The organism is Kitasatospora sp. NPDC058170 (assembly GCF_042883905.1).
Lineage (GTDB): Bacteria > Actinomycetota > Actinomycetes > Streptomycetales > Streptomycetaceae > Kitasatospora.
On record NZ_JBHVUV010000011.1, the window covers coordinates 84,374 to 107,800 of the forward strand.

Below are 23,427 nucleotides of genomic sequence, written 5' to 3' on the forward strand. Positions count from 1 at the left end.
TCGCCGTACCTGAGCGTGGGCCCGAGGCCCCTGGACCACTTTCGGATCCTGTTCGTCTGCACCGGGAACATCTGCCGCTCGCCGATCGCCGAGCGGCTCACCCGGCGTGAGCTGGACACCCGGCTGAGCCCCCGGGTGGCCGGGCGCATCCTGGTGGAGAGCGCCGGCACCTGGGGCCACGAGGGCGCGCCGATGGAGGAGCACGCCGCGACCGTGCTGGACGAGTACGGCGCGGACAGCGGCGGCTTCGCCGGGCGCGAGCTGCTGGACGAGCACGTGGTCGAGGCCGACCTGGTGCTCACCGCCACCCTGGACCACCGCGCCCAGGTGATCTCGATGGGCCACGAGGCGGGGCTGCGCACCTTCACGCTGAAGGAGTTCACCCGGCTGGTGCGCACGATAGACCCGGGCACCCTGCCCGACCCGCGCCGCGGCGCGGACGTCACCGAGCGGGCCCGGGCGCTGGTCCGGGCCGCCGCGGCGCTGCGCGGCTGGCTGCTGGCGGCCAGCCCGGAGTCGGACGAGGTCCACGACCCGTACGGCGCGCCGATCGGCATGTTCCGCAACTGCGGCGAGGAGATATTCCACGCGGTGGACCCGGTGGTCACCGCGCTCACCGGCGTCACCGCGCTGCGCTGACTCCCCGCGCCGCCGCGGGCCCGTGCCCGCCCCCGCGGCACCGGCACCCCCGGCCGGGTGCACCGTCCCCGCGTCGGCAGGCCCTGCACGGCACCCGGTCCTACGCTGGAGGGACCGCCCCCAGCCTTCGGCCGGGAGGTGCCCCGCAACCCGACGCCGCCGGGAGCCCCGCCATGACCGTCACCGATGCCGCGACCGGCTCCTCCGCGACCGGCTCCTCCGAGACGACCGGGATGCCCGGGACGACCGGGATGCCCGGGCGCCGGTGGGCGTCCGAGGCGCTGTACCGGGCCGATCCGCAGCTGGCCGACCTGCTCGCCGCCGAGTCCGAACGGCGGGCCGAAACGATCCAGCTGCTGGCGGGGGAGAACCTCACCAGCCCGGCCGTGCTGGCGGCCCTGGGCGGCCCGCTGATCGACAAGTACGCCGAGGGCTACCCGGGCAGGCGCCACCACACCGGCTGCGCGCTGGCGGACGCCGCCGAGCTGCTGGCGATCGACCGGGCCCGTGAGCTGTTCGCCGCCCCGCACGCCAACGTCCAGCCCCGGTCGGCCACTTCGGCGATGCTGGCGACCTACGCGGCGCTGCTGCGGCCCGGCGACGTGGTGCTGGCGATGTCGCTGGAGCACGGCGGCCACCTCAGCTGCGGCTCACGGGCCAACTTCTCCGGCCGCTGGTTCGAGTTCGTCGGCTACGGGGTGCGGGAGGACGACGGCCTGATCGACCTCGACCAGGTCCGTGAGCTGGCCCGCCGGCACCGCCCGAAGGCGATCGTGGCCGGGTCCATCTCCTACCCCCGGCACCCGGACTGGGCCGCCTTCCGGGAGATCGCCGACGAGGTGGACGCCTATCTGATCGCGTCCGCCGCGCAGACCACCGGTTTGATCGCGGCCCATGTGGCGCCCTCCCCGGTGCCCTACGCGGACGTCACCGTGGCCGCCACCCACAAGCTGCTGCGCGGCCCGCGCGGCGGTCTGCTGCTGTCCACCGCCGAACTGGCCGAGCGGATCGACCGGGCGGTGTTCCCGTTCAGCCAGGGCGGCGCGGCGATGAACGAGGTGGCCGGCAAGGCGGTCGCGCTGGCCGAGGCGGCCACCCCCGGGTACCGCGGGTACGCCCACCGCACGGTGGCGGGGGCGCGGGTGCTGGCGGCGGGGCTCGCGGCGGCCGGCCTGCGCCTGTCGACCGGCGGCACCGACACCCACCTGGTGACCGCCGACGTCGGCCCGCTCGGCGTCAGCGGGGCCGAGGCCGAACGCCGGTGCGCCTCGGTCGGACTCCTGCTCGGCAAGTGCGCGCTGCCCTACGACCCGGCGCCGCCCGCGGAGACCTCCGGGATCCGGCTCGGCACCGGCACCGTCACCACCCAGGGCATGGGCGAGGCGGAGCTCACCGAGATCGCCGGCCTGATCGGACGGGTGCTCGGCGAGGGCACGGACGCCCGGACCGGAGCGCGGGTCCGGGAGCTCGCGGGGGCCTTCGCCGAGCGCCGGTGAGCACGCATCCCGGATCCCTACCCGGTAGGGCGAACCGCGATGCACGCCTGGGGCGTCCGACTCAATAAGGTGTGTGCCGTGGCGACGCACCTCGAATCCCGGACAAGCGCGGGAGTACCTTCGGTACTCACCCGTCGGACAGTGACGCAGGAGGCCAGTGGTGCGTGAGTATCTGCTGGTGCTGTTCTGCACCGCGGCCGTCACCTACCTGCTGACCGGCCCGGTCCGGAAGTTCGCGATCGCGGCCGGCGCGATGCCGCCGGTACGCGCCCGTGACGTGCACCGCGAGCCCACGCCCCGGCTCGGCGGCATCGCGATGTTCGGAGGCCTGTGCGCGGGCATCCTGGTCGCCTCCCAGCTCGACAACCTCAGCAAGGTGTTCTCCCAGGGCACCGACATCCGGGCGCTGCTCTCCGGCGCCGGGATCATGTGGCTGCTCGGCGTGCTCGACGACAAGTGGGGCGTGGACGCCCTGGTGAAGCTCGGCGGCCAGATGATCGCCGCCGGTGTGATGGTCTGGCAGGGCGTCACGGTGATCACCCTGCCGGTGCCCGGCGTCGGCGCGGTCGCGGTGAGTCCCACCCAGGGCATGGTCATCTCGGTCACCATGGTCGTCGTCATGGTCAACGCGGTGAACTTCATCGACGGCCTGGACGGCCTGGCCGGCGGCATGGTCTGCATCGCCGCGATCGCCTTCTTCCTGTACTCCTACCGGCTCTGGTACGGCTACACGATCACCGACGCGGCGCCCGCCGTGCTGTTCAGCGTGCTGCTGATCGGCATGTGCCTGGGCTTCCTGGCGCACAACCTGCACCCGGCCCGGATCTTCATGGGCGACTCCGGCTCGATGATGCTCGGCCTGATGCTGGCGGTGGCCGCGATCTCCATCACCGGCCGCGTCGACCCGGACCTCATCACCAGCGAGACCGGTTCGCAGACCGCCACCGTGCACGCCTTGGTCCCGATCTACATCCCGCTGCTGCTGCCGCTGACCGTCATCGCGCTGCCGCTGGCCGACCTGCTGCTCGCCGTGGTGCGCCGCACCTGGGCCGGCCAGTCGCCGTTCGCCGCCGACAAGCGGCACCTGCACCACCGGCTCCTCCAGGTCGGCCACTCGCACAGCCGGGCCGTCCTGATCATGTACTTCTGGGCCGCCCTGATCGCCTTCGGCACCGTCGCCTTCTCGGTCACCAACACCGGCCGCACGGTGGTGCTGACGCTGGCCGGGCTCTGCCTGGTCGGCCTGGTCGTGCTGCTCACCCCGCGGTTCCGCCCGCGCGCCCCGCGTGCGGTGCAGGCCTTCGTGCCCCCGCGCTACCGCCGCCGCACCCCCCGGGCGGCCGCCGCGGCGACCGGGAGCGACCCCGCCGCGACCGCTCCGGGCTCCGAGCCGATGGCCGAGCTGTCCGCCAAGGACAAGGAACTGCTCGGCGGGCTGGGCAAGGGCTCCTCGGCGGTCGGCGGCCGCGGGCGCGGTCCGCACCGCGACTAGGCCCGGTCCGGCCCTACGCATTCGGCTGATGCGGCGTCAAGATGCTTCACCCGTACGGCGGCACCGTTAGGCCGCTAGTGTGACAGGTGCCACACATTCATGGTAAAGCTCTCATCAAATAGTTTGTGATACCGTTCACGAGTACCGAGAACACGCCGAAAGACCTCACAGGTGGATGACTTCCGTCCCTGGTCGGTCTCCCTCGACGGGCCCGTCGTCAGACGGTCGGCCCGCGGCGGCCTCCCGGTCCGGTGCCACCCACCACGTTCTGTGCCCGTCCCCCTGCCACATCGACATGCCGCCGGAGTTGCCGACATGCCGTCCAACGACGCCCGGATCCTCCGAGGCGCCGCGATCCCCACTGCGGTCGCCGGAGTCATCGCGATGGCGATCTCCCTCGCCGTCGCGGGCACCAAGGGGCTGCTCGGCGCTCTCTTCGGAACGCTGCTGGTGATGGCCTTCTTCAGCTTCGGCCAGGTCGCACTCGACCGGCTGACCAGGAACAACCCGCACATCATGATGGCCGCGGCGCTCCTGGTCTACACGACGCAGATCCTGCTGGTGGGCATCGTTCTCGCAGTCTTCAAGGACACCGAGCTCTTCAACCGTCAGGCCTTCGCCTTCACCCTGCTCGGCTGCGCGCTGATCTGGACCGGCTTCCAGGTCCGCGGTGCGCTCAAGGCCAAGACCTTCTACGTCGACCCGGACGCCTCCGAAAGCAAGGCCGACAAGCCTCCGGACTCGGGGCGTCAACAGTGACGAGGCCTGACTGTCCCCCCAACGAGGGGGGCGGTGTTTATGCCGCACTGACGGGCTGCTATCGTCCGTCGCAACAACGGAACACGGGAAGAGGCCTGGTCTGTCCGAGTCATGGACGGATCGCCCCCCGGATCCGCGAAGTCTTCGATGATCCCTCTGCGGTGCGCCGCACTGCTGCGCGGGGTCGGCGAGATACCCATCAAGTTTCAGTGCCGCTCCGTGGCCGCAGGCCACGCCGACACACCGAGGTTGCCGTAACCATGCGTCACGACGAAGGAGTCCGTGGTGAGTGCTGAACTCACGTCCCTCGCCTCAGGCAGTTGCCACTTCGGGGACGCTGGCTGCGGCTTCCCGGCCCCCGGCCTGAACGAGTTCCAGTTCGAGCCGATCTTCACGATCGGCAGCATCGAGTTCAACAAGCCGATGCTGCTGTCGTTCATCGTCTCGTTCCTGGTGGTCGCCTTCTTCTGGGCCGCCTTCGCCAAGCCGCGAGTGGTGCCCGGGAAGCTGCAGCTGGTCGGTGAGATCGGCTACGACTTCGTCAAGCGGTCCATCGTGCTGGAGACGATCGGCAAGAAGGGCGAGAAGTACGTCCCGATGCTCGTCTCGATGTTCTTCTTCATCTGGATGATGAACATCATGTCGATCATCCCCTTCGCCCAGTTCCCGGTGATGGCGGCGATCGCGTTCCCGGCCGGCCTGGCGGCGATCGTCTGGGTCACCTACATGACCCTGACCTTCAAGAAGCACGGCTTCGTCGGCGGTCTGAAGAACCTCTGCTGGCCCTCGGGCATCCCCGGCTGGGTCATGTTCATCCTGGTGCCGATCGAGTTCTTCTCGAACGTTCTCGTGCGCCCCTTCACGCTCGCGGTCCGAGCCTTCGCGAACATGTTCGCGGGCCACCTGCTGATCGTGATGTTCTCCATCGCCTCCTGGTACCTGCTCAGCCCGACCCTGGGCGCGCTCTACGGCTCGGTCTCCTTCGTGGTGACCATCGCGCTGACCGCCTTCGAGCTGCTGGTCCAGTTCCTGCAGGCCTACATCTTCGTGATGCTGGCCAGCAGCTACATCGCCGGTGCCCTCGAAGAGGCGCACTGAGCCAGGGGGCCAATCGGCCCTCCCTGAACCAACCTCCCGGATCGCCCGGTGGCCAATCACCACCGGTTCACCACCTTGCAAAGGACAACTGCAATGAGCTTCCTCGCTGAGGGCACTGTCTACGGTTCCGTCGCGTCCATCGGCTACGGCCTCGCCGCGATCGGCCCCGGCATCGGCGTCGGTCTCATCTTCGGCAACGGCGTTCAGGCCATGGCCCGTCAGCCCGAGGCCGCGGGCCTGATCCGCTCCAACATGTTCATCGGCTTCGCGCTGACCGAGGCGCTGGCCCTCATCGGCATCGTCATGCCGTTCGTCTTCGGCAACAAGTAATCCCGCCGCAGACCCTTTCGAGGAAGGTCCAGATATGAGCATGGGCATCGTGGCTCAGCTTGCGCAGGAGGAGGAGAAGATGAATCCTCTCCTCCCCGCGTGGCCGGAGATCATCATCGGCCTGCTCTGCTTCTTCATCGTCTTCGGCCTGCTCGGCAAGAAGCTCCTCCCCAGCATCGAGAAGGTGCTGTCGGAGCGCCGGGACGCCATCGAGGGCGGCATGGAGCGGGCGGAGACCGCTCAGGCTGAGGCCCAGGCCCTGCTTGAGCAGTACCGGGCCGAGCTCGCCGAGGCGCGGCACGAGGCTGCTCGGATCGTCGAGCAGGCGCGCGAGCAGGGTGCTGCCCAGCTCGGCGAGATGCGCGAGGAGGGCCAGCGTCAGCGCGAGGCCATCGTCGCCGCCGGCCACGCCCAGATCGAGGCCGACAAGAAGCAGGCGACTGCCGCCCTGCGCCAGGACGTGGGTTCGCTCGCTTCGCAGCTGGCCTCCCGCATCGTGGGTGAGTCCCTTGAGGACCACACCCGGCAGAGCGGCGTGATTGACCGCTTCCTGGACGAGCTGGAGGCCAAGGCCGCCGTTGCTCAGGGTGCGGCCAAGTGATCGGCGCAAGCCGCGAGGCCCTCGCCGCCGGGCGGCAGAACCTCGAAAGCCTGACCGACTCCACCTCGGTGGACGCGGTCAAGCTCGCCGAGGAGCTCACCGCCGTCACGGTCCTCCTGGACCGTGAGGTGTCGCTGCGCCGCGTCCTGACCGACCCGTCCCGGTCGGGTCAGGACAAGGCCCAGCTGGTCTCCTCGCTGCTGGCCGGCCAGGTCTCCGGCGAGACGGTCGACCTGGCCTCCGGCCTGGTCCGCTCCCGCTGGTCGGGCTCGCGCGACCTGGTGGACGCCACCGAGGAGCTGGCCGCGTACGCCGAGGTCATCGCCGCCGAGAAGGCCGGTGTCCTGGACGACGTCGAGGACGAGCTCTTCCGGTTCGGCCGGGTGGTGTGCGGCTCGCACGAGCTGCGCTCCGCGCTGACCGAGCCCAAGGCCGGCTCCGCCTCCAAGGCGGCGCTGATCAAGAAGCTGCTCGGCGGCCGCGCCAACGCGGGCACCGTCCGGCTGGTCACGGCCCTGGTCACCCAGCCGCGTGGCCGTAGCCTTGAGCAGGGCCTGGAGTCCTACTCGCGGCTCGCCGCAGCGCGGCGCGGTCGCGTGGTGGCCCTGGTCACCACCGCGGTGCCGCTGTCGGACGGCCAGAAGGAGCGCCTGTCGGGCTCGCTGGCCCGGCTGTACGGCCGCCAGGTCCACCTGAACATCGACGTCGACCCCGAGGTCGTCGGCGGTGTCCGGGTCGAGATCGGTGACGAGATCATCGACGGCACCGTGTCGAGCCGCCTCGAAGGCGCTCGCCAGTCGCTCGAAGGCTGAGCACCCCGAAGCACATCCGACCCTCGGTCGGGAACCGGCTCCACCGGAGCCGGCAAATCGTACGGCCGGTTCGAGAGACCCGGCCGAGAGTCGAATACTTGCGGCCCTCAATGGCGGGCCGAGGATCGCAAACTAGGAGAGCAGGGAAGCCTGATGGCGGAGCTTACGATCCGTCCGGAGGAGATCCGGGACGCGCTGGCCGACTTTGTCCAGTCGTACCAGCCGGACGCCGCCTCGCGTGAAGAGGTCGGCACGGTTACTGACGCGGCGGACGGTATCGCGCATGTCGAGGGCCTGCCCTCGGTCATGGCGAACGAGCTGCTGAAGTTCGAGGACGGCACGCTCGGCCTCGCGCTGAACCTCGACACCCGTGAGATCGGTGTCGTCATCCTCGGCGAGTTCGGCGGCATCGAAGAGGGCCAGACGGTGCGTCGCACCGGCGAGGTCCTCTCCGTGCCGGTCGGCGACGGCTACCTCGGCCGCGTCGTGGACCCGCTGGGCAGCCCCATCGACGGCCTGGGCGACATCGCCTCGACCGGTCGCCGTGCCCTGGAGCTGCAGGCCCCGGGCGTCATGGCCCGCAAGTCGGTCAAGGAGCCGCTGCAGACCGGCATCAAGGCCATCGACGCGATGACCCCGATCGGCCGCGGCCAGCGCCAGCTGATCATCGGCGACCGCCAGACCGGCAAGACCGCGGTGGCTGTCGACACGATCATCAACCAGCGTGACAACTGGCGCTCGGGCGACCCGAAGAAGCAGGTCCGCTGCATCTACGTCGCCGTGGGTCAGAAGGGCTCCACCATCGCGTCCGTCCGTGGCGCCCTGGAGGAGGCCGGCGCGCTGGAGTACACCACGATCGTGGCTGCTCCCGCCTCCGACCCGGCCGGCTTCAAGTACCTCGCCCCGTACACCGGTTCGGCCATCGGCCAGGAGTGGATGTACGACGGCAAGCACGTCCTCATCATCTTCGACGACCTGTCGAAGCAGGCCGAGGCGTACCGCTCCGTCTCCCTGCTGCTGCGCCGCCCGCCGGGCCGCGAGGCCTACCCGGGTGACGTCTTCTACCTGCACTCCCGCCTGCTGGAGCGCTGCGCCAAGCTGAACGACAAGCTCGGCGGCGGCTCGATGACCGGTCTGCCGATCATCGAGACCAAGGCGAACGACGTCTCGGCGTACATCCCGACCAACGTCATCTCCATCACCGACGGCCAGTGCTTCCTGGAGTCCGACCTGTTCAACGCCGGCATCCGCCCGGCCGTGAACGTCGGTATCTCGGTCTCCCGCGTCGGTGGCTCCGCCCAGATCAAGGCCATGCGCTCGGTCGCCGGCCGTCTGCGCCTGGACCTCGCCCAGTACCGTGAGCTGGAGGCCTTCGCCGGCTTCGGCTCCGACCTGGACGCGGCCTCCAAGGCCCAGCTGGAGCGCGGTGCGCGCATGGTCGAGCTGCTGAAGCAGGGCCAGTACCAGCCGTTCCCGGTCGAGGAGCAGGTCGTCTCCATCTGGGCCGGCACCACCGGCAAGCTGGACGACGTCCCGGTGGCGGACATCCGCCGCTTCGAGCGCGAGTTCCTGGACCACGTGCGCCTGCAGCACAAGGACCTGCTCGCCGGCATCGTCGAGACCGGTCTGCTGGCCGAGGGCACCACCGACGCGCTGACCACGGCGATCGAGGCCTTCAAGCAGGGCTTCACGACGGCTGACGGCAAGCTGCTCTCCGAGCAGGCCTGAGTCCGGTAGCGAGGGAAAGGACGTAACGACCCATGGGAGCACAGCTTCGGGTCTACAAGCGCCGGATCCGCTCTGTCACCGCGACGAAGAAGATCACCAAGGCGATGGAGATGATCTCCGCGGCGCGCATCGGTAAGGCGCAGCGCGCGGTGGCCGCCTCCACTCCGTACGCCGACGAGCTCACCCGGGCGGTGACGGCGGTGGCCACCCGGTCCAACGCCAAGCACCCGCTCACCACCGAGAACCCGAACGCCACGCGTGCCGCCGTCCTGCTGATCACGGCGGACCGCGGCCTGGCCGGCGGTTACTCGTCCAACGCCATCAAGGCCTCGACGGTGCTCACCGAGCGCCTGCGCGGCGAGGGCAAGGACGTGGTGACCTACATCGTGGGTCGGAAGGGTCTGTCGTACTACACCTTCCGCAACCTCGCGGTGGGGCAGTCGTGGACGGGCTTCTCGGACAAGCCGAGCTACGGCGACGCGAAGGCTGTCGCGGCAGCGCTGATCGAGGCCTTCACGGCCGAGACCGGCGGGGTGGACGAGCTCCACCTGGTCTCGACCGAGTTCGAGTCGATGCTGACGCAGACCGCGGTCGACGCGCGCCTGCTGCCGCTGAAGCTCGACGAGGTCGAGCTCAGCGACCAGTCGAAGGCCACGAACCAGATCTTCCCGCTGTACGACTTCGAGCCGTCGGCGGAGGGCGTCCTCGACGCGCTGCTGCCGCGGTACGTCGAGAGCCGGATCTACAGCGCGCTGCTGCAGTCGGCCGCCTCCGAGCACGCCGCCCGTCGGCGTGCGATGAAGAGCGCGACGGACAATGCCGGCGAGCTCATCAAGTCGCTCACGCGGCTTGCCAACTCGGCCCGTCAGGCCGAGATCACCCAGGAAATCAGCGAGATCGTCGGCGGTGCCAACGCCCTCGCCGACGCTAGCCGCGGGAGCGAATGAGAATGACCACCACAGTTGAGCCGACCACGGCGACGGGCCGCGTCGCGCGGGTCATCGGCCCGGTCGTCGACGTGGAGTTCCCCGTCGACGCGATTCCGGAGATGTTCAACGCCCTGCACGTCGAGGTGGACAACCCCGACGGCTCGGGCAAGAAGATCCTGACCCTCGAGGTCGCGCAGCACCTCGGCGACGGCATGGTCCGCGGCATCTCGATGCAGCCGACCGACGGCCTGGTCCGTGGCGCGCAGGTCTCCGACACCGGCACCGCCATCTCGGTGCCGGTCGGCCAGATCACCAAGGGCAAGGTGTTCAACGCCCTCGGTGAGGTGCTGAACGTCGACAAGGACGAGTTCGAGTCCCAGGTCGAGGTCCGCTGGCCGATCCACCGCAAGGCGCCGGACTTCAAGGACCTCGAGTCCAAGACCGAGATGTTCGAGACCGGCATCAAGGTCATCGACCTGCTCACCCCGTACGTCACCGGTGGCAAGATCGGTCTGTTCGGTGGTGCCGGTGTCGGCAAGACCGTTCTGATCCAGGAGATGATCTACCGCGTCGCCGAGAACTTCGGTGGTGTGTCGGTGTTCGCCGGCGTCGGCGAGCGCACCCGTGAGGGCAACGACCTCATCGACGAGATGGTCGACTCGGGCGTTCTGGACAAGACCGCGCTGGTCTTCGGCCAGATGGACGAGCCGCCGGGCACCCGTCTGCGCGTTGCGCTCTCCGCGCTGACCATGGCGGAGTACTTCCGTGACGTCGAGAAGCAGGACGTGCTCCTCTTCATCGACAACATCTTCCGGTTCACCCAGGCCGGTTCCGAGGTGTCGACCCTGCTCGGCCGTATGCCCTCCGCGGTGGGCTACCAGCCGAACCTGGCCGACGAGATGGGCCTCCTGCAGGAGCGCATCACCTCGACCCGCGGTCACTCGATCACCTCGATGCAGGCGATCTACGTCCCCGCGGACGACCTGACCGACCCGGCCCCGGCCACCACCTTCGCCCACCTGGACGCGACGACCGTTCTGTCGCGCCCGATCTCGGAGAAGGGCATCTACCCGGCCGTCGACCCGCTGGACTCCACGTCCCGCATCCTCGACCCGCGGTACATCGCGCAGAACCACTACGAGACGGCCATCCGTATCAAGGGGATCCTGCAGAAGTACAAGGACCTGCAGGACATCATCGCCATCCTCGGTATGGACGAGCTGTCCGAGGACGACAAGATCACGGTCCACCGTGCCCGTCGCATCGAGCGCTTCCTCTCGCAGAACACCTACGTGGCGAAGCAGTTCACCGGTGTCGAGGGTTCGACCGTGCCGCTGTCGGAGACCATCGAGGCCTTCAACTCGATCGCCGACGGCAAGTACGACTCCATCCCGGAGCAGGCCTTCTTCATGTGCGGTGGCATCGAGGACCTGGAGCGCAACGCCGCCGAGCTGGCGAAGAAGTAATCGCGGCCGGTAGCAGCTGAGTGACCGTGAGGGGTGGGCCCCAGCCCTGGGACCCACCCCTCGCGTCGCATCGGCTGTGATTCAGGTCAAATCCGTGCCGCCGGTTTCATGCCGGAGGCGCGGGCCCGTTATTCTTACCGAAACTCCCGAGTAATCGGGCGTTGCATGAGCCTAGGAGCCCACGTTGGCTGAGCTGCACGTCGAGCTGGTCGCAGCCGACCGCAAGGTGTGGTCCGGTGCGGCCACCATCGTTGTCGCACGTACGGCCTCCGGTGACACCGGCATCATGCCGGGACACACCCCGGTGCTGAGCGTGCTGGAGACCGGTCCGGTCACCATCCGCACGGTGGACGGCGGCACCGTGATCGCCGCCGTGCACGGAGGCTTCATCTCCTTCGCCGACAACAAGGTGTCTCTGCTCGCGGAGATCGCCGAGCTGGCGGACGAGATCGATGTCGCCCGTGCCGAGCGCGCGCTGGACAAGGCCAAGTCCGACCTGGACGCGCACGCCGAGCGGCGCGCCGAGGTGCGCCTGTTCGCGGCGCGCGGCCTCAAGGCCCACGCCTGAGCAAGCTTGACCCCGCAGTGGCGGGGTCGACCGACGGTCCCGGGGACGCGTGAGCGTGACCCCGGGACTGTCGTATCAGTTGGTAGGTCAACGCGGTCGCTTGATACGACCGATACGGGGAACGCGGGCAGCGAGGAGGTAGGTGAGCATGGTCCTCGCCCTTGTGGTGTGTGCGGCGGTCGTGGCACTGGGTGTGATCGGCCTGGTGGCCTTCGCGGTACGCCGCCGTGTCATCCAGCGGGTCGGCGGAACGTTCGACTGCAGCTACCGGCTCAAAATGCCCGCCGACGCGTCGACGCAGCCCGACCTCGACGAGAACGGCAAACCCACCTCGGCCCCGGTCCCCCAGACCGACGGCAAGGGGTGGGTTTTTGGTATCGGGCGGTACAGCGGCGACTCCATCGAGTGGTTCCGGGTCTTCTCCTACGCCCCGCGCCCGCGCAGGGTGCTGCCCCGTCGGGAGATCGAGGTCCTCGGCCGGCGCTACCCCGAGGGCCAGGAGGAGCTGGCGCTGCTCTCCGGCTCGGTCGTGCTGCGCTGCCTGCACAACGGCGCGCCGCTGGAGCTCGCGATGAGCGACGACGCGCTGACCGGCTTCCTCGCCTGGCTGGAGGCCGCCCCGCCCGGGCAGAGAGTGAACGTCGCGTAGCGGCGGCACGCTCGGGGTGGGGGCACCCCCGGCCGGAGGCTGGGGGAGAGTGAACGTCGCGTAGCGGCGGCACGCTCGGGGTGGGGGCACCCCCGGCCGGAGGCTGGGGGGAGGGCAACACCGGGTGGCGACGTCCCCCGGGGCAGGGGTTAACGCGGTCTAACCCGGCTCGCTAGTCTTGGCGGCATGGTCAATCTGACGCGCATCTACACCCGTACCGGCGACGACGGCACCACCGCGCTCGGTGACATGAGCCGTACGACCAAGACCGACCCGCGCCTGGCCGCGTACGCCGACACCAACGAGGCCAATGCCGCGATCGGCGTGGCGATCGCGGCCGGCGGGCTCTCCGAGGACGTCTCCGTGGTGCTCACCCGGGTGCAGAACGACCTCTTCGACGTCGGTGCGGACCTGGCCACCCCGGTGGTGGAGGACCCGAAGTACCCGCCGCTGCGGGTGCTGGAGTCCTACATCGACAAGCTGGAGGAGGACTGCGACCGCTACCTGGAGCCGCTGGAGAAGCTGCGCAGCTTCATCCTCCCCGGCGGCACCGCGGGCGCGGCGTACCTGCACCTGGCCTGCACGGTGGTGCGGCGGGCCGAGCGGTCCACCTGGGCGGCCATCGAGGAGCACGGGGACACCGTCAACCCGCTGACCGCCAAGTACCTCAACCGGCTCTCCGACCTGCTGTTCATCCTGGCCCGTACGGCCAACAAGGAGCAGGGCGACGTGCTCTGGGTGCCGGGCGAGAACCGCTAGGTCAGGAGTCGCCGGGCAGTCGCCGGCCGGCCGGGACGGGGCGGCCGTCCTCGACGAGGGCGCCGGCCGGCGGCTCCTTGGGCCAGATCGAGTAGCAGGCGGCGACGATCACGTTGATCACGGACGCCAGGCCCAGCCGCAGGTACCAGCCGGTGAAGTCGCCGAAGTGGGCGGCGCCGTCGGAGAGCGGGACCAGCGCGGTGATCAGGGCCAGCGTGATGCCGGCCGAGACCACGGTGCGCCCGCAGATCTGCCACTCGTGGCGGGTCCGCTCGGGGCCGTACTTGGGGGAGGGCAGCGGCCTGGGGCCGCCGGCGAACCGGTACTGGAAGTGCCGGTCGGCCCACCGCACCAGGGACGGCCCGTAGCCGATGGAGAAGCCCGCGTAGCCCGCGGCCAGGGCGTGCGTCCAGCTCGCGGTGGCGCCGCCGCGCAGGTCGAGCACGGTGAGGGCGAACAGCGTCAGGTCCACCGCGGGCAGCCCGACCAGCAGGACGGTGCTCACGGTGCGCCAGCGCAGCAGGTAGCGGGTGGCCAGTCCGAGGGCGAGGAGCACCCAGAAGGCGACCTCGGCCGCGAGGATGAGGGTGACGATCATGGTGTGCTCCGGGACTCTCGGCGGTGCCTCCAGCCTCCCGGGTGCGGGCGCGCCCGTCGTCGTCGCCGAAGCCGAGCCCGGCCTGCATCTTTCGGTGTACGGCGGCTCCTCCCCGCACCGGAGCCGTGGGCCCGCCCGGGGATGATCTGATGGGGTGGTGCGCAGACCCACCCTCACCCCGCGGCAGGAGGACCGAGCGATCGCCCTCGGCGGCCTGCTCGGCGGCCTGTTGCTGCTCGCGTTCAAGGTGTACGACCACTCCGAGGGCGTCCCGCGCTGGATGGTGCTGCCGCCGCTGCTCATCACCGCCGGGCTGGAGCTGTTCCGCCGCACCCGTCCGATCCTGACGGTGGCGCTCGGCGGGGTGGTCTTCGCGGTGAGCATCTTCACCGGCGCGCTGATCGCGACCACCATCATGTACACCGACCTGCTCTACGCGAGCGTGCTCTACGGCAGCGCCCGGATGTCGCGCGTCCTGCACCTGAGCGGGGCCGGGTCGGTCGTCGTGCTGGGCAGTCTGTCCTTCCTCTACAGCGACGCCCCGACGGCGCTCGCGGTCGTGGTGGTCACCGTGCTGATCTTCCTCGGGCCGGTGTGGACCGGCGACCTGGTGCGCAAGCACCGTGAGGAGGCGGAGACCCAGCGGCTGCGGGCCGAACAGACCGCACTGCTCTCCGAGATGGACCGGCGGGAGGCGGTCGTCGCCGAACGCGCCAGAATGGCAAGGGAGTTGCACGACGTGGTGGCCAACCACCTGTCGGCCATCGCGATCCACGCCACCGGGGCCCAGTCGGCGGCCCGCCGCCAGCGCCGACCCGAGGACGACCCGCTGGTGGAGGTGCTGCGGGTGATCCGGGAGAACAGCGTCCAGGGATTGGCCGAAATGCGCCGCATGATCGGGCTGCTGCGGGACAGCGGCGGGGGAGAGGCCGACGAGTCCTACGCCGCGCCCGACCTGGACGCGGTCGACGCGCTGCTGGCCAAGGCCCGGGCGGCCGGCCAGGACGTCGGGCTGGACTTCGAACTGGAGCAGAGCGGTGAGCGCGGCACGCTGGCCGTGCCGGTCGGGCTGGCGGCGTACCGGATCGTGCAGGAGTCGCTGACCAACACGCTCAAGCACGCCGGTCCGGGGACGGTCCGGGTGCGGCTGGAGTACCTGCCGCAGGAGCTGCGGATCGCCGTGGACAGCCCGTACCGCAGCGGCGCCGGCCAGGCGCTGCCGGGCGCCCGGGCGGGCATGGTGGGCATGCGGGAGCGGGCCGGACTGCTCGGCGGCGACTTCGAGGCCGGTCCGCACGGCGGGTTGTGGAGCGTGCGCGCGGTGCTGCCGCGCGCCTTGGTGACCGAGGAAGGCGAGGGCCGGGCATGACGATCCGGGTGCTGGTGGCCGAGGACCAGGCGGCCGTGCGGGCGGCGCTGGTGATGATCCTGCGCGCCGAACCGGACCTGGAAGTGGTCGGACAGGCCGCCGACGGGGAGGAGGCGGTGCGCCTCGCGCTGGAGCTGCGGCCCGACGTCGTCCTGATGGACGTGCAGATGCCCCGGTTGGACGGTGTCTCGGCGACCCGCGCGGTGGTGGCCGCCGGGGCGGCCCAGGTGCTGGTGCTGACCACCTTCGACCTGGACGAGTACGTCTACGGCGCGCTGCGGGCCGGCGCGGCCGGGTTCCTGCTCAAGGACCTGGAGGCGGACACCCTGGTCGAGGGCATCCGCACGGTGGCGCGCGGGGACGGCATGCTGGCGCCCTCGGTGACCAGGCGGCTGATCGGCACCTTCGCCCGCCCGGACCGTACGGTGGGGCCCGACGCGCGGGCGGCCGTCGCGGGGCTCACCCCGCGCGAGCGGGAGGTGCTGGCCTGCATCGGCGCCGGGCTGTCCAACGGCGAGATCGCGCGGCGCCTGGAGATGGCGGAGGCGACCACCAAGACGCACGTCAGCCGGATCCTGTCGAAGCTGGAGCTGCGCAGCCGGGTACAGGCGGCGATCCTCGCGCAGGACCTCGGGCTGACGGTCTGATCGGGTGACCAGGTCGGGCACAGATCACACTCTCGAATGGCACCACGCGGGCCTGAAGGGCATTAGAGTCCGCGCATGAGCGACGCGGCTCCGACGCGGGTGACCCCTGCCCTGAGCCGCCTTCAGGGCCCGCCCACCGGGCGGCGACGGCATCCGGGAGACCCAGCCATGAGCAATGCGTCCAGCCAGCAGATCGCCGTGATCGGCGCCGGCCTGATGGGGGCCGGCATCGCCCAGGTCTCCGCGCAGGCGGGGCACCCGGTGGTGCTGCGGGACGTCACCGAGGAGGCGCTGCAGCGCGGCCTCGCCGGCATCCGCGCCTCGTACGACAAGTTCGTCGCCAAGGGGCGGCTGACCGCCGAGGACGCCGAGGCGGCGCTCGCCCGGATCACCACCACCACCGACCTGGGCGCGGTCGCCGAGGCCGACATCGTGGTCGAGGCGGTGTTCGAGCAGCTGGAGGTCAAGGAGGGCGTCTTCCGGGAGCTCGACAAGATCGCCAAGGACGGCGCGGTACTGGCCTCCAACACCTCCGCCATCCCGATCACCCGGATCGCCGCCGCCACCGGGCGCCCCGAGTCGGTCGTCGGCGTGCACTTCTTCTCGCCGGTGCCGCTGATGAAGCTGGTCGAGCTGGTGCGCGGCTACAAGACCAGCGACGCGACGCTGGCCACCGTCCGCGCCTACGCCGAGGGCGTCGGCAAGGACGTCGTGGTGGTCAACCGCGACGTGGCCGGTTTCGTCACCACCCGCCTGATCACCGCGCTGGTCGTCGAGGCCGCAAAGCTGTACGAGTCGGGCGTCGCCACCGCCGAGGACATCGACGCGGCCTGCCGCCTCGGCTTCGGCCACCCGATGGGCCCGCTGGAGACCGCCGACCTCACCGGCGTCGACATCCTGCTGCACGCCGCCCACAACATCTACGCCGAGACCCAGGACGAGAAGTTCGCCGCTCCCGAGATCATGGCCCGCATGGTCACCGCCGGTGACCTGGGCCGCAAGAGCGGCCGGGGCTTCTACCCGTACCCGGGCAAGTGATCCGCCGGCTCGGATGAGCCGCGCCGGGCCCGCGGTCGGCGCACCGCGGGCCCGCCTCCGGGAGGCCGGGTGAGTTTCCTCACGCCGGTGCCGCAGACGGGTGATTTGGGCGGTAATCGAGCGTAGGTGTGGGGAGTTACTGCGTATATTCCCTCGGACGAGTGAAGTTGCTTCAGATCTGGCCGGAACCAGCAACCTGCGGACCTGGTTCACCGTCAGATGAGGGGGAACCCGGCCCGGCGTTGATGCCGCGGCCGGGCCCGGGCGCGGGGCCACGGCCCGCCCGGATGGACCCCGCCCCCGGGCCCGGCCGCGGTCGGGGCGGAACGATCCCGTACCAGACCTGCCAGGCGGAGGAGGAGAGCATGCGCATCACCGGCGACCACGCGGCGCTGGCCATCGAAGGCCGCCTCGACGTGCGCACCGCCGCCGACGCCCGTGGCCGCCTGCACCGGGCGGTCGACGGCGGCCGGGGCGACCTCGTCCTCGACCTCTCCCGACTGGAGTTCTGGGACGCCACCGGCCTCGGCGTGATCATGGGCACCCACCGCCGGGCCGGCCGGATCGGCCGACGCCTGGTGCTGCGCTCCGTCCCGGCCCAGCTCCAGCGCCTGCTGGTGGCCACCCGGCTGCACCGCATCCTCGCCGTCGAGGGCATCACCGTCGACCACCTCGGTGCGACCCTGCCCGCCCTGGGGCCGGTCCTCTAATACGTCCTGTCCGGCCGGCCCGGCAGCGGCACCGCCCCAGGCGCGGCCGCCGTCCGCGGGCCCGGACCGGACCGCCGCTGCACGGGTGGGGCCGGATGTGCGAGAGTCTGCCGTCAGAGAATTCGGCCGCCGGAGCCTGGTCCGGCTCTCCCGGGCCTTCGGCCGGGTGGAGGTCCGCCGACCGGGGGCGTCCTCCCCGGCGCGGGAGCGGCCGCACGCAGTCGTCGGCCGAGCATGGGGCGAGGTAGAACGTGGGACAGCCATCCGGTGAGTTCCGGCAGGAGGCCGTACGCACCCGGGGCGGTGAGCTGGTCTCCGGCGGCCTGCTGGTGAGCGTCGGGACCCCGGACGGCTCCGAGGTGCGCCCCTGCCCCGAGGAGTGGCGGCCCCGCCCCCGCCGGACCGGGCGCAGCGAGCCCGCCCGCGGTCCGCTCGGCGGCCCCGGCCGCGCGGTCGGACCGCTCGCCCTCGGTGCCGGGGCGGCCGACCTGCCGCTGCTGGACCGCGAGGCCGACATCGCCCAGCTGCTCGGCCTGCTCGCCGAGGGCCGCTCGATACGCCTGGTCGGCCAGGCCGGCTCGGGCCGCAGCGCCCTGCTGTCGGCGGTCGCCGAGGCGGCCGGCGACATCGCCCCCGGCGGCGTCGTCCAGCTCTGCGGTCACCGCCGCACCGCGGCCGACCTGCTCCAGGACCTCTTCGCCGCCACCCACCACGCCCCCGGCTACCGGCCCGACCCGGGGCAGCTGGCCGAGCACCTGGCCGGCGTCGGCGCGGTCGTGGTGATCGACGAGGTGGAGTCCGTCGGCCCCGAGCTGGAGCAGCTGCTCGCCGCGGCCCCCGACTGCGCCTTCCTGGTCTCCGTCACCCCGGACAGCCCGGCACTGCCGCTCGACTCCCGGCTGCAGGACCACCTGGTGGCCGGGCTCTCCCGGTCCGCCTGCCTGGCGCTGGCCGCCCGGCTGGCCGGCCGCGCGCTGGACCCGTCCGAGAAGGCCTGGGCGGTCGACCTCTGGTTCGAGTCCGAGGGTCTGCCGCTGCGCTTCGTCCAGGCCGCCGCGCTGCTGCGCCAGCGGGACGTCGCGGTGGACGCGCTGGTGGCCGCCGAGGAGGACCGGCTGGGCGTCTTCGGCGTCGTCGACGAGCCGGTCCAGCACCCCGACCCGGCGATCCGCGAGGGAGAGCTGCGCGGCACCGTCCCGCTGCCCTCCGTCGCCGAGAGCGCCTCACCCGCCGTCCGGCTCGCCGAGGGGCTCAGCGAGCCCGCACAGGCCGTGCTGCGGCTCGCCGTGGCGCTCGGCGGCGAGTGCCCGACTGCCCCCCACCTGCCCGCGCTGATCGACGTGGGCCAGGGCGAGAGCGCCCTGCACGAACTCGCCGACTGCGGGCTGGCCGTCTCCATCGGCGGCCACCACCGGCTCACCTCGGGCGCGTTGGAGCTGCTCGCCCCGCACTGGCCGGCCCGCGGCAGCATGGACGGCGCCGCCCAGCACTTCGCCTGGTGGGTCGGGCACAGTTCGGTCTCCACCGCGCAGATCGCGGCCGAGGCGGAGGTGGTGATCGGCGTGCTGCTGGCCGACGCCGCCGCCGGGCGCGACGGCTCGGTGCTGCGACTGGCCCGGGCGGCCGCCCCCGCGCTGGCACTGGCGCTGCGCTGGGGGGCCTGGGAGCGCGCCCTGCAGCTCGGCCTGGAGGCCGCCCGCCGGAGCGGCTCCGGAAGCGACGAGGCCTGGTTCCGCCACGAGTTGGGCGTGTACGCGATCTGCGTCCGGGAACCGGCCCGTGCGACGGCCGAGTTGGAGTCCGCCCTGACACTGCGGGCCGCTCTGGGCGAGCCGCGGGGGGCCGTCGCCGCCCGCCGGATGCTCGACCTGCTGCGCGCCGACGGACGTCAGCTGCCCGCGGCCGGGTCGGCCGGCCAGAGCACGCCGCGGCGGCCCGTCATCCGGGCCATCGCGCAGGTGCCGTGGCGGTTCAAGAGCACCCCCGGAACGGCCGGCGCCAATCGGCGGACCGTGATCGCCGCCTCGGCGGCCGTGCTGGCGCTCGGCGTGCTCGGGACGGCGGTCGGGATGAGCGTCACCGGCTCGGAGAAGCCCGGCGGCGACCCGCGCATCAGCACCGAGGACGGCTCGGGCCTGCCCGCGGGCCTGCCGACGCACCGCCCGAGCCTCAGCCCCGGCGCGACGGCCTCCGGCGGCACGCCGGCCCCGGCCACCACGGCCGAGGAGCAGGCGGACCCGGAGGCCTCGGCGAGCAGCGGCGGAGCGTCGCGCTCGCCCTCGGCCTCCCCGTCGAAGAAGCCCGGCAAGTCGCCGACCGCCACGGCGAGCACCCCGCAGTCGTCCGGTCCGGGCCAGTCGCAGCCCCCGGCCGGAGGCGCGGCGGCCGGGGGCGCGGTCGGCGGCGGTGCGGCAGGCGGTGGCGCGGCGGGCGGCGGTGCGGGCGGCAACCCGCCGCCGCCCGGCGGATCGGGCGGCAACGCCGGGGCCGGTGGGAACAGCGGCAACGGCGGGGCCATCGGTGGCGGCGCGGCCGGCGGCGGTACCGGCACCACGCCGTCGCCCTCGCAGTCCCCGAGCACGCCCTCCACCAGCCCCAGCGCCACGGCCAGCACGACGCCGTCGGGCACGGGCAGCCCGACGGCGTCCGGGTCGCCGACCTAGGGCGTGTTTGCAAAGTCGCGTCGGACCCGACGGGACTTTGCAAACACGCCCTAGCGCGGTCGACGACCGGTCAGAACAGCTTCAGCTTGTCGTCGTCGATGCCGCGCAGTTCGTCGTAGTCCAGCACCACGCAGCCGATGCCCCGGTCGGTGGCCAGGACGCGGGCCTGGGGCTTGATCTCCTGCGCGGCGAAGACGCCCTTCACCGGGGCGAGCAGCGGGTCGCGGTTGAGCAGCTCCAGATAGCGGGTGAGCTGCTCGACGCCGTCGATCTCGCCGCGCCGCTTGATCTCGATGGCGACGGTCGCGCCGTCCGAGTCACGGCACAGGATGTCGACCGGGCCGATCGCGGTCGGGTACTCGCGGCGGATCAGCGACCAGCCTGCGCCGAGCACCTCCATCCGGTCCGCGAGCAGCTCCTGGAGGTGGGCCTCGACGCCGTCCTTGATCAGACCCGGGTCCACCCCGAGTTCGTGGGAGGAGTCATGCAGCACCTCCTCCAGCGTGATGATGAGCTTCTCGCCGGCCTTGTTCACCACCGTCCAGACCCCGTCGCCCTCCTTGAGGACACACGGCGGGGACATCCAGTTGAGCGGCTTGTAGGCGCGGTCGTCGGCGTGGATGCTGACGCTGCCGTCGGCCTTGACCAGGATGAGCCTGGTGGCGGAGGGCAGATGGGCGGAGAGCCGACCGGCATAGTCGACTGAGCAGCGGGCAATTACGAGACGCACGGTCGACCACGCTAGCCCACCGGGGCCAGTTGATGCGATTCCGCGACGGCCGGGTGAAGAAAGCGCGAACCCGACGAACATGGATGTTCGGCGGTTCGACGATTGCCCGCCACGCTCTGGCGCCCACACCCATAGGTAGCTACCGTGTGTGACGGCACGATTGCGGGGCCGCTGTCAACGGGGATGGAGACGGCAGATGAACGATCCGACAGGATCAGGCCATTCTGGTGCAGTGAGTCGTATTTCCGGAGCAATCCACAGGAACCACCGGCCTCGTCCACGGATGGCTGCCACGCTGTTGTGAGCGGTTGACGCCCTGTGCCCAACCGCCTCCGCACGGTGCCGGAAACAGCCGTCCGACGGTGTTCCGGACATCACGCGCGATCGCCCACCCTCACCCTCAGCTTGGACAACGCAGAACCACCCGGGCGCCGCGCGGGTGGACCGCGAGAGGAGAACCCATGTCGCTCGACGTCTCACCGGCCCTGCTGGAGAAGGCCGAGCGGGGCGAGGTCGACGAGCGGGAATTCGTCGACTGCGTCCGCGTCTCCCTGCCGTACGCCTGGGAGCTGATCAGCTCGCTGGTCGCCCAGGCGAAGGTCGACGGCACCGACTTCGCCGACAACCAGGTACCGCCGCCCAGCGAGCAGGCCCGTGGCCAGCTCCTCCGGGCCCTCGCCAGCGACGCGATCCGGGGCGCCCTGCAGCGCCACTTCGGCGTCCAGCTGGCCTTCCAGAACTGTCACCGGGTGGCGGTGTTCCTGCCGTCGGACGCCAACGAGGCGCGTTTGCGGCGCTTCACGTCCGCCCGGGAGCAGCTGCTCAACCAGTCCGACGAACTGCGGGACTGCTGACCGGCCGTCAGGCCGGTCGGACCGCAGGACGCCACCGGGCCGCCCCGCCCCCACCCGACCGGGATGTCGAGGGGGAGGGGCGGCCCGGGCCGTCGCAGAACCGTTCCGGCGCGGCGACGGCGGCCTCCACGGGCCTCAGCTCAGCTGCGGCAGCACCTCGGAGCCCAGCCGGGCGATGTTCTGCAGCGTCGCCTCGCGGTCACCGCTGCCCTCGGCGAGCAGCGCGAAACGGCGGATGCCGGTCCGCTCGGCGGTCGCCAGCAGGCGGTCGGCGCACTGCTTCGGCGTGCCCACCGCGTGCAGGTCGCAGAGCAGCTCGGTGTACTCGCGCGGGTCGCGCATCTTGCGCTCCCGGCCGTCCACCGTGCGGTGCGCACCGAGCCCGTACTCGAACCAGCCCGGCATCGAGCGCAGCAGGGTGGCCCGCGCGGCCGAGGTCCGGTCGTCGACCTGGGCCACCCCGGCCGCCACGTGCTGGCGGTTGACCCGGCGCAGCTGCTCCTCGCTGCGCCCGGCGGCCAGCCAGGCGGCCCGGTACAGCTCCAGCATCCGCAGCTTGTCCTCGTCCCCGGAGTGCATGCCGAGCAGCATCGGCAGACCGCGCTCGGCGGCGAGCCGGACACCGCCGGGGGAGGTGCAGGCGACGACCACCGGCGGGCCGGCCACCGGGCGCCCGGCGAGCGTGAGCTCCCCGTCCGCGGCGTCGGCTTCCTTGCGCTGGCGCGGGAACCGCGGCCGCCCGCCGGGGTCGCCGAGGCCCAGCCAGGCGCCGAGCTCGGTTCGGCGGGCCGGTTCGGCGGCCCGGGGCACCACGGCCACCTCGGGGAAGCTGAACTGCGGCCCGTCCGCGCCCACCCGGGAGCCGCGCAGCCAGCGCAGCAGCAGGTCCAGCCGCTCCGGGAAGCCCTGCTCGAACGCGTCCACGCCGCCGCCGAAGACGGCCAGGTCGATCCACGGCCCGCCGCGTCCGACGCCGAGCGTGAACCGCCCGTCGGACGTGAGGTGCAGCAGCGCGGCCTGCTCGCCGAGCGCCACCGGGTGCGCGGTGGACAGCACGCTGACGGCCGTTCCGACACCGATCCGGCGGGTCCGGCCGAGCAGCAGCGCGGCGAGCGTCGCGGCGTTCGGGCAGACCCCGTAGGGGACGAAGTGGTGCTCGGCCAGCCAGACGGAGTCCAGGCCGGCGCGCTCGGCCTCGACGGCGGCCCGCACGGTGCGGTCCAGCGCCTCGCCGTGGGTCTGTCCGGGGAACTGCGCCGAGAGCAGGAAGGCGCCGACCCGGACCGGCGCGGTGTCCGCGGGCAGCGCGGACGCCCGCTCGGGTACGGGCAGCGGGGTGCCGGGGGTGGCGGTCGCCGGGGCGTGCGGGGTGAGCACCGGGCCGGGGGCGGGCGGACGCACCCCGACGGGCCGTCGGGCCTCGGCGCGGGCACTGGTCTTGGTCATCGATGGGCCTCCTCGGGTGCGCGCAGGGTCTGCGGGCCCCGCCTGT

23 protein-coding genes are annotated in these 23,427 nt (G+C 71.8%); 20 read left to right on the plus strand and 3 right to left on the minus strand.

The annotated features are described in order from the left end of the window. Positions 1–15: 15 nt before the first annotated feature. From ACFVVX_RS14440 to ACFVVX_RS14505, 14 genes are all read left to right on the plus strand, one after another. Entirely contained in the window at positions 16–639 is a 624-nt protein-coding gene (locus tag ACFVVX_RS14440) for a protein-tyrosine-phosphatase (RefSeq protein WP_387945176.1), read from the plus strand. A gap of 233 nt (positions 640–872) precedes the next feature. After that, positions 873–2,135, plus strand: coding sequence for a serine hydroxymethyltransferase (glyA, locus tag ACFVVX_RS14445; RefSeq protein WP_387945392.1), 1,263 nt, complete (start codon positions 873–875; stop codon positions 2,133–2,135). Between the two features lie 160 nt (positions 2,136–2,295). After that, a complete protein-coding gene (locus ACFVVX_RS14450) occupies positions 2,296–3,627 on the plus strand; it encodes an MraY family glycosyltransferase (protein WP_387945178.1) in 1,332 nt (443 codons plus the stop codon). Between the two features lie 315 nt (positions 3,628–3,942). Beyond that, positions 3,943–4,386: a hypothetical protein gene (locus ACFVVX_RS14455; RefSeq protein ID WP_387945180.1), complete on the plus strand. Its 444-nt coding sequence runs from the start codon at positions 3,943–3,945 to the stop codon at positions 4,384–4,386. 285 nt (positions 4,387–4,671) lie between these two features. Further along, positions 4,672–5,484 carry a F0F1 ATP synthase subunit A gene (atpB, locus tag ACFVVX_RS14460; RefSeq protein ID WP_387945182.1) on the plus strand — a complete coding sequence of 271 codons (813 nt, stop codon included), beginning with the start codon at positions 4,672–4,674 and terminating at the stop codon, positions 5,482–5,484. 93 nt (positions 5,485–5,577) lie between these two features. Beyond that, on the plus strand, positions 5,578–5,814 hold the full coding sequence (gene atpE, locus ACFVVX_RS14465) for an ATP synthase F0 subunit C (RefSeq protein ID WP_148642913.1): 237 nt from the start codon (positions 5,578–5,580) through the stop codon (positions 5,812–5,814). Between the two features lie 40 nt (positions 5,815–5,854). After that, positions 5,855–6,415: a F0F1 ATP synthase subunit B gene (locus ACFVVX_RS14470; protein ID WP_387945394.1), complete on the plus strand. Its 561-nt coding sequence runs from the start codon at positions 5,855–5,857 to the stop codon at positions 6,413–6,415. Then, positions 6,412–7,227, plus strand: a complete 816-nt coding sequence (locus tag ACFVVX_RS14475; protein ID WP_387945184.1) for a F0F1 ATP synthase subunit delta — start codon at positions 6,412–6,414, stop codon at positions 7,225–7,227. The genes ACFVVX_RS14470 and ACFVVX_RS14475 overlap by 4 nt, the downstream gene beginning before the upstream one ends. A 153-nt stretch (positions 7,228–7,380) precedes the next feature. Continuing rightward, on the plus strand, positions 7,381–8,955 hold the full coding sequence (gene atpA / locus ACFVVX_RS14480) for a F0F1 ATP synthase subunit alpha (RefSeq protein ID WP_387945186.1): 1,575 nt from the start codon (positions 7,381–7,383) through the stop codon (positions 8,953–8,955). 32 nt (positions 8,956–8,987) lie between these two features. Next, a complete protein-coding gene (locus tag ACFVVX_RS14485) occupies positions 8,988–9,902 on the plus strand; it encodes a F0F1 ATP synthase subunit gamma (RefSeq protein ID WP_387945188.1) in 915 nt (304 codons plus the stop codon). A 2-nt stretch (positions 9,903–9,904) separates the two neighbouring features. After that, positions 9,905–11,350, plus strand: a complete 1,446-nt coding sequence (gene atpD / locus ACFVVX_RS14490; RefSeq protein ID WP_387945190.1) for a F0F1 ATP synthase subunit beta — start codon at positions 9,905–9,907, stop codon at positions 11,348–11,350. 184 nt (positions 11,351–11,534) lie between these two features. After that, positions 11,535–11,918 carry a F0F1 ATP synthase subunit epsilon gene (locus ACFVVX_RS14495; protein ID WP_387945192.1) on the plus strand — a complete coding sequence of 128 codons (384 nt, stop codon included), beginning with the start codon at positions 11,535–11,537 and terminating at the stop codon, positions 11,916–11,918. A 148-nt stretch (positions 11,919–12,066) separates the two neighbouring features. Continuing rightward, positions 12,067–12,567 (plus strand): DUF2550 domain-containing protein, encoded by a 501-nt coding sequence (locus tag ACFVVX_RS14500; protein WP_329489620.1) that lies wholly within the window; start codon positions 12,067–12,069, stop codon positions 12,565–12,567. Positions 12,568–12,753: 186 nt separating this feature from the next. Continuing rightward, positions 12,754–13,326 (plus strand): cob(I)yrinic acid a,c-diamide adenosyltransferase, encoded by a 573-nt coding sequence (locus ACFVVX_RS14505; protein WP_387945194.1) that lies wholly within the window; start codon positions 12,754–12,756, stop codon positions 13,324–13,326. Position 13,327: 1 nt separating this feature from the next. Here ACFVVX_RS14505 and ACFVVX_RS14510 read toward each other — a convergent pair whose 3' ends face one another. Then, positions 13,328–13,924, minus strand: coding sequence for a hypothetical protein (locus ACFVVX_RS14510; protein ID WP_387945196.1), 597 nt, complete (start codon positions 13,922–13,924; stop codon positions 13,328–13,330). 157 nt (positions 13,925–14,081) lie between these two features. On the opposite strand from ACFVVX_RS14510, the gene ACFVVX_RS14515 reads away from it, so the two are divergent. From ACFVVX_RS14515 to ACFVVX_RS14535, 5 genes are all read left to right on the plus strand, one after another. Beyond that, positions 14,082–15,293, plus strand: coding sequence for a sensor histidine kinase (locus ACFVVX_RS14515; RefSeq protein WP_387945198.1), 1,212 nt, complete (start codon positions 14,082–14,084; stop codon positions 15,291–15,293). Further along, positions 15,290–15,940, plus strand: a complete 651-nt coding sequence (locus ACFVVX_RS14520; RefSeq protein ID WP_387945200.1) for a response regulator — start codon at positions 15,290–15,292, stop codon at positions 15,938–15,940. The genes ACFVVX_RS14515 and ACFVVX_RS14520 overlap by 4 nt, the downstream gene beginning before the upstream one ends. A gap of 168 nt (positions 15,941–16,108) precedes the next feature. Further along, entirely contained in the window at positions 16,109–16,978 is an 870-nt protein-coding gene (locus tag ACFVVX_RS14525) for a 3-hydroxyacyl-CoA dehydrogenase family protein (RefSeq protein WP_387945202.1), read from the plus strand. A 365-nt stretch (positions 16,979–17,343) separates the two neighbouring features. Beyond that, positions 17,344–17,688 (plus strand): STAS domain-containing protein, encoded by a 345-nt coding sequence (locus ACFVVX_RS14530; RefSeq protein ID WP_387945204.1) that lies wholly within the window; start codon positions 17,344–17,346, stop codon positions 17,686–17,688. A 251-nt stretch (positions 17,689–17,939) separates the two neighbouring features. After that, positions 17,940–20,351 carry an ATP-binding protein gene (locus tag ACFVVX_RS14535; protein WP_387945206.1) on the plus strand — a complete coding sequence of 804 codons (2,412 nt, stop codon included), beginning with the start codon at positions 17,940–17,942 and terminating at the stop codon, positions 20,349–20,351. Between the two features lie 70 nt (positions 20,352–20,421). On the opposite strand, the gene nucS is transcribed toward ACFVVX_RS14535, so the two are convergent. After that, entirely contained in the window at positions 20,422–21,081 is a 660-nt protein-coding gene (gene nucS / locus ACFVVX_RS14540; protein WP_387945208.1) for an endonuclease NucS, read from the minus strand. A 461-nt stretch (positions 21,082–21,542) separates the two neighbouring features. Here nucS and ACFVVX_RS14545 point away from each other — a divergent pair, with 461 nt between their 5' ends. After that, positions 21,543–21,935: an SCO5389 family protein gene (locus ACFVVX_RS14545; RefSeq protein ID WP_387945210.1), complete on the plus strand. Its 393-nt coding sequence runs from the start codon at positions 21,543–21,545 to the stop codon at positions 21,933–21,935. Between the two features lie 135 nt (positions 21,936–22,070). Here the strand turns inward: ACFVVX_RS14545 and ACFVVX_RS14550 are convergent, their stop codons facing one another. After that, on the minus strand, positions 22,071–23,381 hold the full coding sequence (locus ACFVVX_RS14550; protein ID WP_387945212.1) for an LLM class flavin-dependent oxidoreductase: 1,311 nt from the start codon (positions 23,379–23,381) through the stop codon (positions 22,071–22,073). Between the last annotated feature and the right edge of the window lie 46 nt (positions 23,382–23,427).

Excerpts from the sequence above, each read along its gene's own strand:
- glyA (WP_387945392.1), top strand. The coding sequence starts at position 873 with ATGCCCGGGACGACCGGGATGCCCGGGCGCCGGTGGGCGTCCGAGGCG.
- atpD (WP_387945190.1), top strand. The coding sequence starts at position 9,905 with ATGACCACCACAGTTGAGCCGACCACGGCGACGGGCCGCGTCGCGCGG.
- ACFVVX_RS14520 (WP_387945200.1), top strand. The coding sequence starts at position 15,290 with ATGACGATCCGGGTGCTGGTGGCCGAGGACCAGGCGGCCGTGCGGGCG.
- ACFVVX_RS14455 (WP_387945180.1), top strand. The coding sequence starts at position 3,943 with ATGCCGTCCAACGACGCCCGGATCCTCCGAGGCGCCGCGATCCCCACT.
- ACFVVX_RS14510 (WP_387945196.1), bottom strand. The coding sequence starts at position 13,924 with ATGATCGTCACCCTCATCCTCGCGGCCGAGGTCGCCTTCTGGGTGCTC.
- ACFVVX_RS14485 (WP_387945188.1), top strand. The coding sequence starts at position 8,988 with ATGGGAGCACAGCTTCGGGTCTACAAGCGCCGGATCCGCTCTGTCACC.
- ACFVVX_RS14525 (WP_387945202.1), top strand. The coding sequence starts at position 16,109 with ATGAGCAATGCGTCCAGCCAGCAGATCGCCGTGATCGGCGCCGGCCTG.
- atpA (WP_387945186.1), top strand. The coding sequence starts at position 7,381 with ATGGCGGAGCTTACGATCCGTCCGGAGGAGATCCGGGACGCGCTGGCC.
- ACFVVX_RS14505 (WP_387945194.1), top strand. The coding sequence starts at position 12,754 with ATGGTCAATCTGACGCGCATCTACACCCGTACCGGCGACGACGGCACC.
- ACFVVX_RS14530 (WP_387945204.1), top strand. The coding sequence starts at position 17,344 with ATGCGCATCACCGGCGACCACGCGGCGCTGGCCATCGAAGGCCGCCTC.
- ACFVVX_RS14500 (WP_329489620.1), top strand. The coding sequence starts at position 12,067 with ATGGTCCTCGCCCTTGTGGTGTGTGCGGCGGTCGTGGCACTGGGTGTG.
- ACFVVX_RS14550 (WP_387945212.1), bottom strand. The coding sequence starts at position 23,381 with ATGACCAAGACCAGTGCCCGCGCCGAGGCCCGACGGCCCGTCGGGGTG.
- ACFVVX_RS14470 (WP_387945394.1), top strand. The coding sequence starts at position 5,855 with ATGGGCATCGTGGCTCAGCTTGCGCAGGAGGAGGAGAAGATGAATCCT.
- atpE (WP_148642913.1), top strand. The coding sequence starts at position 5,578 with ATGAGCTTCCTCGCTGAGGGCACTGTCTACGGTTCCGTCGCGTCCATC.
- ACFVVX_RS14545 (WP_387945210.1), top strand. The coding sequence starts at position 21,543 with ATGTCGCTCGACGTCTCACCGGCCCTGCTGGAGAAGGCCGAGCGGGGC.